14 protein-coding genes and 1 pseudogene are annotated in these 13,760 nt (G+C 70.1%); 9 read left to right on the plus strand and 6 right to left on the minus strand.

Annotated features, from left to right (window positions below; genetic code table 11):
• Nucleotides 1-5 precede the first annotated feature (5 nt).
• Entirely contained in the window at nt 6-608 is a 603-nt protein-coding gene (locus AB6A65_RS12250; protein ID WP_371038673.1) for a glutathione S-transferase, read from the plus strand.
• 9 nt (nt 609-617) lie between these two features.
• Here AB6A65_RS12250 and AB6A65_RS12255 read toward each other — a convergent pair whose 3' ends face one another.
• Nucleotides 618-1,277: an outer membrane protein gene (locus AB6A65_RS12255; RefSeq protein ID WP_371038674.1), complete on the minus strand. Its 660-nt coding sequence runs from the start codon at nt 1,275-1,277 to the stop codon at nt 618-620.
• Between the two features lie 258 nt (nt 1,278-1,535).
• On the opposite strand from AB6A65_RS12255, the gene petA reads away from it, so the two are divergent.
• Genes petA through AB6A65_RS12270 form a run of 3 tightly spaced genes read left to right on the plus strand, consistent with a single transcriptional unit; the run spans nt 1,536 to nt 4,288 of the window.
• Nucleotides 1,536-2,099, plus strand: coding sequence for a ubiquinol-cytochrome c reductase iron-sulfur subunit (petA, locus tag AB6A65_RS12260; protein WP_371038675.1), 564 nt, complete (start codon nt 1,536-1,538; stop codon nt 2,097-2,099).
• A gap of 12 nt (nt 2,100-2,111) precedes the next feature.
• Entirely contained in the window at nt 2,112-3,455 is a 1,344-nt protein-coding gene (locus AB6A65_RS12265; RefSeq protein ID WP_371038676.1) for a cytochrome bc complex cytochrome b subunit, read from the plus strand.
• A 17-nt stretch (nt 3,456-3,472) separates the two neighbouring features.
• Complete coding sequence (locus AB6A65_RS12270; protein WP_371038677.1) at nt 3,473-4,288, plus strand: cytochrome c1; 816 nt, start codon at nt 3,473-3,475, stop codon at nt 4,286-4,288.
• Between the two features lie 55 nt (nt 4,289-4,343).
• Here AB6A65_RS12270 and AB6A65_RS12275 read toward each other — a convergent pair whose 3' ends face one another.
• From AB6A65_RS12275 to ilvD, 4 genes are read right to left on the minus strand one after another with little or no spacing between them, the layout of a single operon-like run.
• Nucleotides 4,344-4,715: a hypothetical protein gene (locus AB6A65_RS12275; RefSeq protein WP_371038678.1), complete on the minus strand. Its 372-nt coding sequence runs from the start codon at nt 4,713-4,715 to the stop codon at nt 4,344-4,346.
• Between the two features lie 10 nt (nt 4,716-4,725).
• On the minus strand, nt 4,726-5,496 hold the full coding sequence (locus AB6A65_RS12280; RefSeq protein ID WP_371038679.1) for a DUF6478 family protein: 771 nt from the start codon (nt 5,494-5,496) through the stop codon (nt 4,726-4,728).
• Between the two features lie 50 nt (nt 5,497-5,546).
• Nucleotides 5,547-6,206, minus strand: a complete 660-nt coding sequence (locus AB6A65_RS12285) for a dihydroxy-acid dehydratase (RefSeq protein WP_371038680.1) — start codon at nt 6,204-6,206, stop codon at nt 5,547-5,549.
• Nucleotides 6,187-7,920, minus strand: a complete 1,734-nt coding sequence (gene ilvD, locus AB6A65_RS12290) for a dihydroxy-acid dehydratase (protein WP_371038681.1) — start codon at nt 7,918-7,920, stop codon at nt 6,187-6,189. The genes AB6A65_RS12285 and ilvD overlap by 20 nt, the downstream gene beginning before the upstream one ends.
• 104 nt (nt 7,921-8,024) lie before the next feature.
• Between ilvD and AB6A65_RS12295 the strand changes: the two genes are divergently transcribed.
• The 5 genes and pseudogenes from AB6A65_RS12295 to AB6A65_RS12315 all read left to right on the plus strand — a co-directional run bounded on the left by AB6A65_RS12295 (nt 8,025) and on the right by AB6A65_RS12315 (nt 12,661).
• Nucleotides 8,025-8,933, plus strand: a complete 909-nt coding sequence (locus AB6A65_RS12295) for a lysostaphin resistance A-like protein (RefSeq protein ID WP_371038682.1) — start codon at nt 8,025-8,027, stop codon at nt 8,931-8,933.
• A 59-nt stretch (nt 8,934-8,992) separates the two neighbouring features.
• Nucleotides 8,993-9,925, plus strand: a complete 933-nt coding sequence (gene accD, locus AB6A65_RS12300) for an acetyl-CoA carboxylase, carboxyltransferase subunit beta (protein ID WP_371038683.1) — start codon at nt 8,993-8,995, stop codon at nt 9,923-9,925.
• The gene (locus tag AB6A65_RS12305; RefSeq protein ID WP_371038684.1) at nt 9,922-11,196 is read left to right on the plus strand and encodes a folylpolyglutamate synthase/dihydrofolate synthase family protein; all 1,275 of its coding nucleotides are present in this window, start codon (nt 9,922-9,924) and stop codon (nt 11,194-11,196) included. The genes accD and AB6A65_RS12305 overlap by 4 nt, the downstream gene beginning before the upstream one ends.
• A 351-nt stretch (nt 11,197-11,547) precedes the next feature.
• Nucleotides 11,548-11,754: pseudogene (locus AB6A65_RS12310) on the plus strand (transcriptional regulator); the annotation flags it as partial.
• 79 nt (nt 11,755-11,833) lie between these two features.
• Nucleotides 11,834-12,661, plus strand: coding sequence for an alpha/beta fold hydrolase (locus AB6A65_RS12315; protein ID WP_371038685.1), 828 nt, complete (start codon nt 11,834-11,836; stop codon nt 12,659-12,661).
• Between the two features lie 6 nt (nt 12,662-12,667).
• Here AB6A65_RS12315 and zapE read toward each other — a convergent pair whose 3' ends face one another.
• Complete coding sequence (gene zapE / locus AB6A65_RS12320; RefSeq protein ID WP_371038686.1) at nt 12,668-13,729, minus strand: cell division protein ZapE; 1,062 nt, start codon at nt 13,727-13,729, stop codon at nt 12,668-12,670.
• Between the last annotated feature and the right edge of the window lie 31 nt (nt 13,730-13,760).

A 13,760-nucleotide genomic window follows, 5' to 3' on the forward strand; every position in this document is an offset into this window, starting at 1 on the left:
TCGCAATGCAGCTTCTCACCGCCCCGCCCTCCCCCTTCGCCCGAAAGGTCCGCGTCTGCGTGATCGAGGCCGGCCTCGCCGACGATGTCGAGGAGGTGAACGTCGCGGCCTCCGCCCTCGCGCCCGACCCGGCGATCACCTCCCACAATCCCCTGGGCAAGATTCCTGCGCTGATCCGGGAAGACGGCCCCGCGCTTTACGACAGCCGGGTCATCTGCCGCTGGCTCGATGCGCGTGCGGGCGCAGGGCTCTATCCCGACGCGCGGCTCTGGGAGACGCTCACGCTCGAGGCGACGGCCGACGGGATCATGGATGCCGCGGTGCTGATCGTCTACGAGCACCGTTTCCGGCCCGAGCCGCACCGCTCCGAGGACTGGATCGAGGGCCAGTGGGGCAAGATAGCGCGCGCGCTCGACACGCTGGAGGCGCGCTGGATGAGCCATCTGGCAGGCCGCCTCGACATGGGGCAGATCGCGCTGGGCTGCGCGCTGGGCTACCTCGACTTCCGTCACCCCGACAGGCCCTGGCGGGCCGGGCGCGGCGCGCTCGACGACTGGTACGCGGTGTTCGGCGAGCGCGCGGCGATGCGGGCCACGCGCCCGGCCTGACGCGCCGCCTCAGAACTTGTAGCTCACGCCGACATTGATCGCGTTGGTGTAGAGGTCGGTTTCGAAAGAGCCGCCGCTGTCGAGATCGACGTCGTTCCACGACGCGGTGAACTGGTATTCGCCGAAGGCCGCCCAGCTTTCGGTGAGGTCGTAGCTCGCGCCCGCGAAAAGGCGCACGGCCGGCCCCGTGAGCTGGTAGCCGTAGGTGCGCGGCCCGCCGGCGCTGGCCTGCACGTCGACATGCGGGATCGCGACCCCGACACCCGCACCGAGATAGGGCGTGACACCGCCCCACATGTCCTTCCAGCGGCGCTGCGCGTTCACGGTGACGATGTTGTGCCCGTCGGTCAGCTCGAAACGGTCGAAGCCGAGGGCTGCGCGGGCCGAGTCGGGCATGTAGGCCTTGGTATGGGTCGCCGCGAAGCCCCAGCCGAAACTCTCGGTCCGCCAGAACGTGACGCGCCCGCCATAGTAGGGCGGGATGTCGAACGACTTTCCGTCCCAGCCGATGGTGCGGGAAAACGCGCCCGCGTCCGGGTCGCTGCCCTCGACACGGCTGTGCGGCAATGTCTGCCAGCCGATGTAGAGGCCGAGTTCCGTCTCCGCGGCAGCGGGCATCGACAAGAGCCCCGAAAGGGCCGCGCCGAGGGCGATCGTCCACCGTTGCATTCGCTTGTACCTCGCTATCTACCGCGGGGGACCGCGGGGTGCCCGTTCTTTACGCCTCCTCGCGGGCGGGCTCAACCGTCCTGGCGGGCGGGCTGACCCGCGACCAATCGGCGCTCCCGGCCGATGGCGGGTTGGGTTGCGCTGGACGGGGGGACGCCACCCCGCTAAATAACCCCTCGACCGCGGGGGCTTGCGCAAGCTCCCTGGTGGCATGACCATTCCAAGGGCCATGGCCGGCCCAAGCAAGGAGATGACGACGTGTCCCACGCCGAAGACCACGACAGCAGCCGGAGGGATTTCCTCTATTACGCAACGGCGGGCGCCGGGGCCGTGGCCGCAGGCGCCGCGATCTGGCCCCTCGTCGACCAGATGAACCCCTCGGCCGACGTCCAGGCACTCTCGACGATCCGCGTCGATGTGTCGGGCGTCGAGCCCGGAACGCAGCTGACCGTGAAATACCTGGGCAAGCCGGTGTTCATCCGCCGCCGCACCCCCGAGGAGATCGAGGCGGAACGCCAGGTGGAGGTCAGCACGCTGATCGACCGGGAGGCCCGCAACCCCAACATTCAGGGCGACACGGCCGCGACGGACGAAAACCGCACGCTGGACGAAGGTGGCGAGTGGCTGGTGCAGATCGGCGTCTGCACCCATCTCGGCTGCGTTCCCATCGGTGACGGCGCCGGCGACTTCAACGGCTGGTTCTGCCCCTGCCACGGCTCGCACTACGACGGCGCCGGCCGCATCCGGAAGGGGCCCGCGCCCGAAAACCTTCACATCCCCGTCGCCGAATTCGCCGACGAGACCACGATCAAGCTCGGGTAAGGAGACGCACCAATGTCTGGTATCCCGCACGACCACTACGAGCCGCGGAGCGATGGCGAAAAGTGGCTTCACCGCCGTCTGCCCATCGCGGCCCTGCTCTACGACACGATCAAGATCCCCACGCCCATCAACCTGAACTGGATGTGGATCTGGGGCATCGTCCTGACCTTCACGCTGGCGTTGCAGATCATCACCGGCATCGTGCTCGTGATGCACTACACGCCGCATGCCGACATGGCCTTCGCCAGCGTCGAGCACATCATGCGCAACGTGAACGGCGGGCACTTCCTGCGGTATCTGCACATGAACGGCGCCTCGCTGTTCTTCGTCGCCGTCTACGCGCACATCGCCCGCGGGCTCTACTACGGGTCCTACAAGGCGCCGCGCGAGATCACCTGGATCATCGGTATCCTGATCTACCTGCTGATGATGGCGACGGCCTTCATGGGCTACGTGCTGCCGTGGGGCCAGATGTCGTTCTGGGGCGCCACCGTGATCACCGGCCTCTTCGGCGCGATCCCGTTCATCGGCGATTCGCTGCTGGTCTGGCTGCAGGGCGGCCCGGCCGTCGGCAACGCGACGCTGCAGCGGTTCTTCTCGCTGCACTACCTGATGCCGTTCATCATCGCCGGCCTCGTGATCGTCCACATCTGGGCCTTCCACACCACGGGTAACAACAACCCCACCGGCGTGGAGGTGCGGCGCACCTCGAAGGCGGAAGCCGAGAAGGACACCGTTCCCTTCTGGCCCTACTTCGTGATGAAGGACCTGTTCGCGCTTGGCGTGATCTTCATCATCTTCTTCGCCATCGTCGGCTTCATGCCGAACTACCTCGGCCACCCCGACAACTACATCGAGGCCGACCCGCTGGTGACCCCGGCGCACATCGTTCCGGAGTGGTACTTCCTGCCCTTCTACGCGATCCTGCGCGCCTTCGACGACTCGGTCTGGATCGTCCAGTTCACGAGCTTCATCACCGGCGGCATCATCGACGCCAAGTTCTTCGGCGTGCTGGCGATGTTCGGCTCGATCATCGTGGTCGCGCTGGTGCCTTGGCTCGACACGTCGAACGTGCGGTCGGGCCGCTACCGGCCGATGTTCAAGTGGTGGTTCGCGCTCTTCTGCGTCGACTTCTTCGTGCTGATGTGGGCGGGCGCGATGCCGGCGGAAGGCATCTACCCGGTCATCGCCCTGATCGGCGCCACCTACTGGTTCGCCTTCTTCCTCGTGATCCTGCCGCTCCTGGGCGTGCTGGAGAAGCCGCAACCGCAGCCGGCGACCATCGAGGAGGATTTCAAGGCCCATCTCTCGTCCGACGAAGGCACGGCCAAGCCCGCCGCCCAGCCGGCCGAGTGAGAAAGGACGCAAACGACATGCTGAAGAAACTCGCAGCCTCCGCGGCCCTGTCGCTCGCAGCCACCGGCGCTTTCGCCGCCGGTGGCGCCGGGGATGTGCAGGATTTCGCCTTCTCCTTCGAGGGGCCGTTCGGAACCTACGACCAGGCGCAGCTCCAGCGCGGCCTGCAGGTCTATACTCAGGTCTGTTCCGCGTGCCACGGGCTGGAACATGTGCCGATCCGCACTCTCACCAGCGAGACCGGCCCGGGCATGCCGGCGGATCAGGTTCGCGCCTACGCCGAGCAGTTCATGGTCATCGACGCGGCCTCGAATCCCGAACTCGTGGATGACGAAACCGGCGACCTGCGCCCGCTGCGGCCGACGGACCACTTCCCGGCGAACGAGACGCAGGGCGCGCCCGACCTTTCGCTGATGGCCAAGGCCCGGGCGGGCTTCAGCGGCCCCTACGGCACCGGCATCGCGCAGCTCTTCAAGGGCATGGGTGGTGCGGAATACACCGCGTCGCTGCTCCTCGGCTACACTGGAGAGGACAAGGTGGAGGCCGGCGCCGTGCTCTACGAGAACACGGTGATCGACGGCGGCTGGATCAACATGGCCCCGCCGCTTTACGAAGGTGCGGTGGAGTACGCGGACGGCACGCCCGCGACGGAAGAGCAGATGGCGAAGGACGTGGCCGCCTTCCTGATGTGGACGGCCGAGCCCAAGATGATGGAACGCAAGCAGGCCGGCTTCACCGGGGTGCTGTTCCTGACCATCCTGACCGTGCTGCTTTACCTCACCAACAAGCGCCTCTGGGCGCCCGTCAAGGCCCGGGCGAAGAAGGGCGAGTGACACCGCTCGCCTGAACCGGATCCCATCGCCCCCCGCGCCCCGGCGCGGGGGTTTTTCATGCGCCGTCGCGGCAGTGACGGCGGAAGGCCCGCTTCAGCAGATCCAGCTCCTCGCGCAGCAGCGCGATCTCGGCGCGGATGTCGTGGTCGAGCGCTTCGCCCGCGAGAATGCAGAAGCTTTCCAGCGTCTCACCGCTTGCCCCGTCCCGGATGACGAAGGTCTGCACCCCGTCGGCGATCGCGGCGGCCGGCACCGGCACGCTGAGCCGCCAGAGCGCGCCGTCCTCGGCGGACTGTTCCAGCCGCACGCCTTCGACGGGGCGGGCGTCGTGCAGCACCTCGATCTCGGGCGGGGCCGACGCGCCGGACACGAGGCCCTCCCACAGGCCGCCGGAAAGCCGGGTCTTCGTCACGGTCAGCGTGGACATGGGCTGCCCCTCAGATCTGCGCGCGGACCCTGCGCGACATCGTGACGTCGCGCAGGACGATCTGCGTCATGGCCGGCCGCTCGAAGATCAGGTCGACCCAGAGCCGCTCCGTCCGGCGATCGTTGAGGCGGGTGTAGGCAAGATCGAACTCGGCGACGGCGGGGTCCGCCCCCGGCGTCACCTCCCGGACAAGTTGCTCGGTGTTGGGACCGTGCCGGATGTTCAGCCGGACGAACACCTCGAGCGGACGCTCGGTTTCGATGGCGGCCTCCACGGCGATGACGTGCCGCTTCTGCAGCCCCTGCGCCGCGGCGTCCGGCACCTCCAGCGCGAGGGACAGATAGCTGCCGTCGAAGCCGAAAACATCGGCCTGCAGGGCGTAGGGCGCAAGGCCCGCCGCGCAGCGGTTGCGGACCTGGCGCAACGCGATCTCGGCGCGCGGGCAGTCGTGGAAAAGCCGCGCCTGCGCGCCGAGCGCGCTGCCCGCCGGCACCGACGCCATGCCCGGCGCGTCCAGCGGCCCGTTCCATATTTCCGGACGCCACCACCAGTCGGTGCCGGGCCGTGACTGCGGCACCGCGTCACCGGCGGCCGAACCGGCGAGCCGCGCCTCGCCGGTGTGGATCAGCCGGTCGAGTTGCGCGCGCAGACCGCGCGCCGCGTCGATCTGCCGGCGAAGATCGGGAAGCGCGGCGTCTTCGGCGCCGCGTGCGGCACGCGTCCAGGCGCGCAGCGACCGCCGCCGCGCCAGCCCGTCCAGAATGCCGCCATCGCTCGCCATGCCGTTCCCCCGGGAGGAATTCCACCGCTCCTGATAGCGCAAAATACGCGTCAGGTGAACAAATCCCGGATCGCCGCGAAGGGCCCGCCACCGGGCGGGGCGGTGTCCGGGGCCGTGGCGGTGGCCGGAGCAGGGCCGGCGCGAAGCCGCGCGGCCACGCCCGCAAGAAGCGTGCCGCCCTCTTCCCCCGCCACGGGGCTGCCTAGCGGCGCGTAGGCGGCGAGGCCGATGACGCGGCCGGCCTCGACGGTGGCCCCGCGCCAATGCCGGGGATCGCCGCCGGGCAGCGCCGCGTCACCGCCCTCGCCCAGATGAACGAGCGCCAGCGCCCCGGCCTGGCGCATCGCCAGCACACGCTTGGCCCCTGACGCCGCGGCGAGGGCGCGGGCGTCGGGCTCGGCCAGCGCGGGGTCCCGCGCCGAGACGGTGACCGTCACCAGCGCGGGCGCGACCGCCGGCCCCCGAACACGACCGGAGGCAAGGCTCGCGCAACTCGCGATCAGCACGAAGCTTGCCGCCTCGCTGTCGCGCGTCGCGCTCTCGTCGATGCAATAGCCGGGCGGCGCGACGACGACGAGCGCCCCGCGGGCGACCGTGACCTCTCGCGGCGCGGAACCGGCGCCGCCGGGGGCCGTGCACCCCCCGGCCGACACCAACGCGACAGCCCCGAGCGCGGCGAGAGCGCCGGCTCTAGAGGTCCATGTAGACATGCTTTTCGGCTTTGCCGCCCGGATGCGTGACCGCGCCCTTGTAGGTCTCGCCCACGATCTGCGCGTATTTCCACAGCGCGCCGGAGGCGTAAATCGTCGCGCGCGGGCCCTGCCACGCGTCACGCCGCGCCTTCAGTTCCTCGTCGGAGACATCCACGCTCAACTCACCCCCGATCGCGTCGATGGTGATCATGTCGCCGTTCCGGATCAGCGCGATCGGCCCGCCATGGGCGGCTTCGGGACCCACATGGCCGACGCAGAAGCCACGTGTGGCGCCCGAGAAGCGCCCGTCGGTGATGAGCGCGACCTTCTTGCCCATGCCCTGCCCGGACAGCGCGGCGGTGGTGGCGAGCATCTCGCGCATCCCCGGCCCGCCGGCAGGTCCCTCGTTGCGGATGACGATCACCTCGCCCTCCTCGTATTCGCGCGCCTTGACGGCGGCGAAGGCGTCCTCCTCGCATTCGAAGACGCGCGCCGGGCCGGTGAAGCGCTGTTCTTCCGCGGCCATGCCGGCCACCTTCACGATCGCGCCCTGCGGCGCGAGGTTGCCCTTCAGCCCGACCACGCCCCCGGTTGCGGTGATCGGCGTCGCGACGGGATGGACCACGCGGCCGTCCGCCTCGCGCTCGACCAGGTCAAGCTCCTCGCCGATGGAGCGGCCCGTGACGGTCAGGCAGTCCTCGTGCAGAAGCCCCGCCTTGCGCAGCTCCTTCATCACCACGGGCACGCCGCCCGCCTCGTAGAGATCCTTGGCGACGAACTGGCCGCCGGGCTTCAGGTCCACGAAATAGGGCGTGTCGCGGAAGATCTCGCACACGTCGTCTAGGAAGAAATCGATCCCGGCCTCGTGGGCGATGGCCGGCAGGTGCAGCCCGGCATTGGTCGACCCGCCCGTGCACGCCACCACCCGCGCGGCGTTCTGAAGCGACTTGAGCGTGACGATGTCGCGGGCGCGGATGTTCTTTTCCAGCAGGTCCATGACGGCGCGGCCCGAGGCCTCGCCGTACTGGTCGCGGCTTTCATAGGGCGCGGGCGCGCCGGAGGAGTTGGGCAGCGCGAGGCCCATCGCCTCGGAAACGCAGGCCATGGTGTTGGCGGTGAACTGCCCGCCGCAAGCCCCCGCCGAGGGGCAGGCCACGCGCTCCAGCACCGCGAGCTGCTCGTCGGAGTAGTCGCCCGCCTGGTGACGGCCCACCGCCTCGAACACGTCCTGCACGGTCACGTCCTTGCCGTCGAGCCGCCCCGGCAGGATCGAGCCGCCATAGATGAAGACCGAGGGCACGTTGAGGCGCACCATCGCCATCATCATGCCGGGAAGCGACTTGTCGCAGCCCGCAAGCCCCACGAGCGCGTCGTAGCAGTGCCCGCGCATTGTAAGTTCGACCGTGTCGGCGATGGCCTCCCGCGAGGCGAGCGAGGAGCGCATCCCCTCATGGCCCATGGCGATGCCGTCGGTGACGGTGATTGTGGTGAACTCGCGCGGGGTGCCCTCGCCCTGACTCACGCCCATCTTCACCGCCTGCGCCTGGCGGGAGAGCGCGATGTTGCAGGGCGCCGCCTCGTTCCAGCAGGTTGCCACGCCCACCAGCGGCTGGTGGATCTCCTCCTCGGACATGCCCATGGCGTAGTAGTAGGACCGATGCGGCGCGCGCGCCGGGCCTTCGGTCACGTGGCGGCTCGGCAGCCGGGACTTGTCGAACTTGCGCTTGAGCATGCGTCGGGCCTCCCTCGGGTCGATTGGATCAAGGGGATACGGAAACGCCCGCCAGCGCACAAGGCCGATTGCGGGAATGCGCGCGGCGCACTAGCTATCGCTGCATGACCGGCCAGCCCTACGCCCGCCACGACGCGTTCGTCGCCCCCGCGAGATCCACGCCGGAGCCGTGGCGCCTGCTGCTCGGGGTGCTCCTGGTGGCGCTGGTGCTCTTCGGGCTCAACTGGGCGATGCGCGCGGTGCTCTACGCGGTCTCGCCCGACAGGCTATACGACGCGCTCACCTTCGAGGACGGAACCGGGACGACCCCGGCCTCGGCGCTGGTGATCCTCTACAGCTTCGTTTTCATGGCGCTCGGTGCCGCGGCGGCGGCGCATCATCTGCACGGCCGCAGCTTCGCGAGCCTTCTCGGCCCCTCGTTGCGGCAGGCGGCGCGCGACTTCTTTCGCGTTCTCGGCGCGCTCGGGCTTCTTTTCCTGCTCGTGATGCTGCTTCCGCCGTGGGGCGCGCCGGGGGCGGCCGCGCCCGAGCCGAACATGGCGCCGGGGCTCTGGCTCGCGCTTTTGCCGTTCACGCTGAGCGCGCTCGTGGTGCAGACCGGCGCTGAGGAAGTGCTGTTCCGCGGCTACCTCCAGCAGCAGCTCGCCGCGCGCTACCGCAGCCCGCTCATCTGGATCGGCGTGCCCTCGGCGCTGTTCGCCTTCGGCCACTACGCGCCGGGCCAGTTCACGGGCAATGCGTGGCTGGTGGCGCTCTGGACCGGCGCCTTCGCCATCGCGCTCGCCGACCTGACCGCGCGGGCGGGCAATCTCGGGCCGGCCATCGCCATGCACTTCTTCAACAATCTCTTCGCCGTGGCCCTCACAGCGATGGAGGGCAACCTCTCGGGGCTCGCGCTCTACGTCTACCCCTTCAGCACGACCGACACCGACGCCATCCGCAGCGCCCTGCCAGTGGATCTGGCCATCATGGGATGTTCCTGGCTGGCCGCGCGCGTCGCGATCCGCCGCTGATTGCAATCCGGCGCTCGCGGGCTTATTTCGCCCCAGTCCCCGCCCAGCAAGGCACCGCCATGAACTGGATCACCAACTACGTCCGGCCCCGCATCAACTCGATCTTCTCGCGCCGCGAGATGCCCGAAAACCTTTGGACGAAGTGCGACGAATGCGGGACGATGCTGTTCCACCGTGAACTCAGCGACAACCTCAACGTCTGCACGAATTGCGGCCACCACATGCCGATCAGCCCGCGCGAGCGCTTCGCCACGCTTTTCGACGCCGGCGTCTTCAAGGAGGTCGGTGTGCCCCAGCCGGTTGCCGACCCGCTGCAGTTCCGCGACCAGAAAAGATATCCGGACCGCATGAAGGCCGCGCAGAAGGCCACCGGCGAGAAGGAGGCGATGCTGGTCGCCGAGGGCGAGATCGGGCGCACCCCCATCGTCGCCGCCGCGCAGGACTTTTCCTTCATGGGCGGGTCGATGGGGATGTATGTCGGAAACGCCATCATCGCCGCCGCGCGCCGCGCCGTCGAAACGCGGCGGCCCCTGATCCTGTTCTCCGCCGCCGGCGGCGCCCGGATGCAGGAGGGGATCCTTTCGCTCATGCAGATGCCGCGCACCACCGTCGCCGTGGAGATGGTGAAGGAGGCGGGGCTGCCCTACATCGTCGTGCTCACCCACCCCACCACCGGCGGCGTGACGGCGAGCTACGCCATGCTGGGCGACGTGCAGATCGCCGAGCCGGGCGCGCTGATCTGTTTTGCCGGGCCCCGCGTGATCGAGCAGACGATCCGCGAGAAGCTGCCAGAGGGCTTCCAGCGCGCCGAGTATCTTCTGGATCACGGGATGCTGGACCGCGTGACGCCGCGCGGCCAGCTCCGGGACGAGCTCATCTCGATCACGCGGATGCTGCTGAACCTGCCCCCCGCGGTGAAGGGCGACCTGCCGGCGCCCGAGACGCCGGGCGACGACACCGCCGTCGCCGCAAAGGAGCCCGCCGCGCGATGAGCGGACTTGCCTCCGACGTCATCCTCGAACGGATGATGTCGCTGCACCCCAAGGTGATCGACCTCACGCTCGACCGGGTCTGGCGGCTGCTCGCCGCGCTGGGCCACCCCGAGCGCGCGCTCGCGCCCGTCATCCACCTTGCCGGGACGAACGGCAAGGGCTCCACCCTCGCCTTCCTGCGCGCGGGTCTCGAGGCCGGGGGGCAGCGGGTGCACGCCTACACCTCGCCGCACCTCGCCCGGTTTCACGAACGCATCCGGCTTTCCGGCGCGCTGATTTCCGAAGAGGCGCTGACGGCGGCGCTCGACGAATGCGAGGCGGCGAACGGCGGCGCGCCGATCACCTATTTCGAGATCACCACCTGCGCGGCGCTTCTGGCCTTCGCGCGCACGCCCGCCGACTGGACGCTTCTGGAGACCGGCCTCGGCGGGCGGCTCGACGCGACGAACGTGGTCGACGCGCCGCGGCTCACGATCGTGACGCCCATCTCGCGCGACCACGAGCAGTTCCTCGGCGACACGGTGGCGAAGATCGCCTTCGAGAAGGCGGGTATCCTGAAGCGCGGCACGCCCTGCGTCGTCGGCCCGCAACCCGAGGACGCGATGGAGGTGATCGAGCGGCAGGCCGCGCGGCGCGGCGTTCCGCTTCTCGCCCATGGCCAGCACTGGCATGCCCGGGAAGAGCGGGGGCGCCTGATCTACCAGGACGAGCGCGGGCTTCTGGACCTGCCCCTGCCCGTCCTGCCGGGCGCCCACCAGATCGACAACGCGGGCGCGGCGCTCGCCGCGCTGCGCCACCTCGGCTTCGGAGAGGACGCCTGCGAGGCCGCCGTGACGGGCGCGGAATGGCCGGCGCGGATGCAGCGCCTGCGCCGCGGACCTCTGGCCGAGAGCGCGCCCGGCGTCGAACTCTGGCTCGACGGCGGGCACAACGCCTCCGCCGGCGCCGCGCTGGCGCGCCACCGCGCAAGCCTGCCGTCGCGGCCCACCCACCTCGTCTGCGGGATGCTCAATACCAAGGACGTGGCGGGCTATCTCGCGCCGCTAGCGGGCGTGGCCGACAGCCTGACGGCGGTGTCGATCCCAGGCGCGGCGCACACCCTGCCCGCCGAGCCCACCGCCGCCGCGGCCGAGGCCGCGGGCCTGCCCGCCCGCACCGCCGAGCGCCCCGCCGCCGCCCTCGCCGCCCTCGCCGCAGAGACGCCCGATGCACGGGTGCTCATCTGCGGCTCGCTCTACCTCGCCGGCGCCATCCTGCGGGAGAACGGGTAGGACGGCGCCCGCACCTCGTTCTTCGCGCGCCCGAGGAGCGCGCGCCTGCTCGGCCCGGGCAAGGTGCCCGAGGGCGATGTAGTATTCCGTGTCGATCGACCCGTCGGGCCGCCTCCGGATCCTTGTCGTTTCGATGTCCATGTCGGCCTCCTTCGTTGCGCGTTTCATCCTGCCGATTGGCCGGTGGCGCGCTTGAAGGCCGCCTTCAGAATTTCTTGAGATTTGCGGCCGTCTCCCCCTTTGACCGTGAGGCGCAGGCCGCGAAGGCGCTCTAATCGCGCCACGACCTATCGGTTCGGCGCCTTCGAGCTCGACACGCCGCGCTTCGAGCTTCGGCGCGACGGCGCTCCGGTGCCGCTCGAGCCGCAGGTGTTCGAACTTCTCGCGCTCTTCGTGTCGCGCGCGGGCGAACTCGTCACGCGGGACGAGATGATCGACGCGGTCTGGGGCGGGTGTATCGTCTCGGAGGCGACCATCTCGTCCCGTGTCAACGCGGTGCGCCGCGCTCTCGGCGACGACGGCCGCCGGCAGGCCATGCTCCGCACCGTACCGCGCCGCGGCTTCCGTTTTGTGGCACCTGTCGAGAGCGGCGACAGCGCGGCGCCCATGACAAGGCTCGCCGGCGGCGACCAGGACGGTGCGCGTCGCGCGGTCCGCCGACGGCACGAGAACCGCCTACGCGGTGAGCGGCGCCGGGCCGCCGCTGCTGCGCGCCGGGCATTTCCTCACGCATCTCGAGCGCGACTGGCACAGCCCGATCTGGCGCCCGCTGCTGGACCGGCTTGGAACCCGGTTCACCGTCATCCGCTACGACCAGCGCGGCACCGGCCTGTCCGACCGCGAGCCGGGCGACCTCGATCTCGACCGGTTGACGGAGGATCTGCGCGCGGTGGCGTACGCAGCGGGGCTGGAGAGGTTCCCGATCTTCGCGGCCTCGCAGGGCGTTCCCGTCAGCCTCGCATTCGCGGCGCGGCATCCCGAACGGGTGAGCCGCCTCGCCCTCTACGGCGGCTACGTCGAGGGCCGCAGCCGTCGCGGCAGCGGCGAGGACCTGGAGCGCGCGTCGGCGATCCTGACCATGATCTGGGAAGGCTGGGGCGTGCCGGACAGCCCGTTCGTCACCGCCTTCGCGACGCTTTACCTGCCCGACGCCGGCCGCGAGGAACGCGAAAGCATCGTCGCCACCCAGCTTGCGTCCGCAACGCCCGCTAGCGCGGTGGCCCTTCGGCAGGCAATCGACGCCTTCGACGTGTCGGCGCGGCTCGGGCAGGTCGCCGCGCCCGCTCTCGTGTTGCACGCCCGCGGCGACGCGGTGCAGCCGGTCAGCGAGGCGCTGCGGTTGGCCGAAGGCCTTCCGGATGCACGTCTGCGAATCCTGGAAAGCCGTAATCATGTTCCGGTGCCCACGGACCCGGCATGGCGCGAGATGACGGAGGCCGTCATCGGCTTCCTTTCCGAAGGCTGACCGCCGTCAGGGATGGCCCCAGCCGTGGCTCATCATCTCGCGCAGCCGGCTCGCGGTGCGCGCGAACTCGAAGCTGCCCTCTCCCTCGACGTAAAGCATCTCGGGCAGGGCGGCGGCGGTGCAGATGAGCCGCACCCGCGCCTCGTAGAGCGCGTCCACCAGGGTCACGAAGCGCCGCGCCTCGTTGAAGTTGGAGCGGCCGAGCTGCGGGATGTCCTCCAGCAAGAGCACCCGCACCGCATCCGCGATGGCGAGATAGTCCGCCGGCCCGAGCGGCTGGCCGCAAAGGTCGTGGAAGCGCGCCCGCGCGACGCCGTTGTGGAAGGCGGGCAGCACCACGTCGCGGCCCTGGACGCGCAGCGTGAGCCGCGCGTGATCGCCGCCGGTCAGCCCCTCCCAGATCTCGGCCACGGTGCGCCGCGCCGTCGCGTCCACGGGCGTGAAATAGACCGGCGAGCCCGCAAGCCGGTCCTGCCGGTAGTCGGTCGCCCCGGCGAGCTCGTGGACGACCAGGCGCTCCTTCAGGAGATCGATGAAGGGCAGGAAGAGCGCGCGGTTCAGCCCGTCCCTGTAAAGATCGTCGGGCGCGCGGTTCGATGTCGCGACCACGACGACCCCCGCCGCGAAGAGCTGCTCGAAGAGCCGGCCGACGATCATCGCGTCGGTGATGTCTGTGATCTGCATCTCGTCGAAGGCAAGGCAGCGGATCTCGTCCGCGACGGCGGCGGCCACGGGCCGGATCGCGTCGTCCACCCCCTCGGCCCGCGCTGCGGCCATGCCGGCGTGCACCTCCTGCATGAAGGCGTGAAAATGCACGCGGCGCGTGGGCGCGGGCGAGGCCGCGGCGAAAAGGTCCATCAGCATGGACTTGCCGCGCCCGACCCCGCCCCAGAGATAAAGGCCCCTCGGCGGTTCCGGCGCGCGGCGGAAGAGCCCGCGCTTCACGGGCTGGGCGAGAGCGCGACGGATACGCTCCAGCTCGGGCAGCACCGCCTCCTGCGCCGGGTCCGGGTCGATCGCCCCGGTCGCCACGCGCGCGGCGTAGAGATCCTGCATCGTCTCGCTCATGCCGTCCGCCATAGCGCGGGCCACGACGCGC

This window comes from Rhodosalinus sp. FB01, assembly GCF_041365715.1.
Taxonomy (GTDB): Bacteria; Pseudomonadota; Alphaproteobacteria; order Rhodobacterales; family Rhodobacteraceae; genus Rhodosalinus.

What these genes read in the sequence shown, in the direction of transcription:
- AB6A65_RS12250 (WP_371038673.1), top strand. Translation starts at nt 6, where the DNA reads ATGCAGCTTCTCACCGCCCCGCCCTCCCCCTTCGCCCGAAAGGTCCGC.
- AB6A65_RS12270 (WP_371038677.1), top strand. Translation starts at nt 3,473, where the DNA reads ATGCTGAAGAAACTCGCAGCCTCCGCGGCCCTGTCGCTCGCAGCCACC.
- AB6A65_RS12295 (WP_371038682.1), top strand. Translation starts at nt 8,025, where the DNA reads ATGACCGGCCAGCCCTACGCCCGCCACGACGCGTTCGTCGCCCCCGCG.
- AB6A65_RS12275 (WP_371038678.1), bottom strand. Translation starts at nt 4,715, where the DNA reads ATGTCCACGCTGACCGTGACGAAGACCCGGCTTTCCGGCGGCCTGTGG.
- AB6A65_RS12305 (WP_371038684.1), top strand. Translation starts at nt 9,922, where the DNA reads ATGAGCGGACTTGCCTCCGACGTCATCCTCGAACGGATGATGTCGCTG.
- AB6A65_RS12280 (WP_371038679.1), bottom strand. Translation starts at nt 5,496, where the DNA reads ATGGCGAGCGATGGCGGCATTCTGGACGGGCTGGCGCGGCGGCGGTCG.
- ilvD (WP_371038681.1), bottom strand. Translation starts at nt 7,920, where the DNA reads ATGCTCAAGCGCAAGTTCGACAAGTCCCGGCTGCCGAGCCGCCACGTG.
- AB6A65_RS12255 (WP_371038674.1), bottom strand. Translation starts at nt 1,277, where the DNA reads ATGCAACGGTGGACGATCGCCCTCGGCGCGGCCCTTTCGGGGCTCTTG.
- zapE (WP_371038686.1), bottom strand. Translation starts at nt 13,729, where the DNA reads ATGAGCGAGACGATGCAGGATCTCTACGCCGCGCGCGTGGCGACCGGG.
- AB6A65_RS12285 (WP_371038680.1), bottom strand. Translation starts at nt 6,206, where the DNA reads ATGTCTACATGGACCTCTAGAGCCGGCGCTCTCGCCGCGCTCGGGGCT.
- accD (WP_371038683.1), top strand. Translation starts at nt 8,993, where the DNA reads ATGAACTGGATCACCAACTACGTCCGGCCCCGCATCAACTCGATCTTC.
- AB6A65_RS12265 (WP_371038676.1), top strand. Translation starts at nt 2,112, where the DNA reads ATGTCTGGTATCCCGCACGACCACTACGAGCCGCGGAGCGATGGCGAA.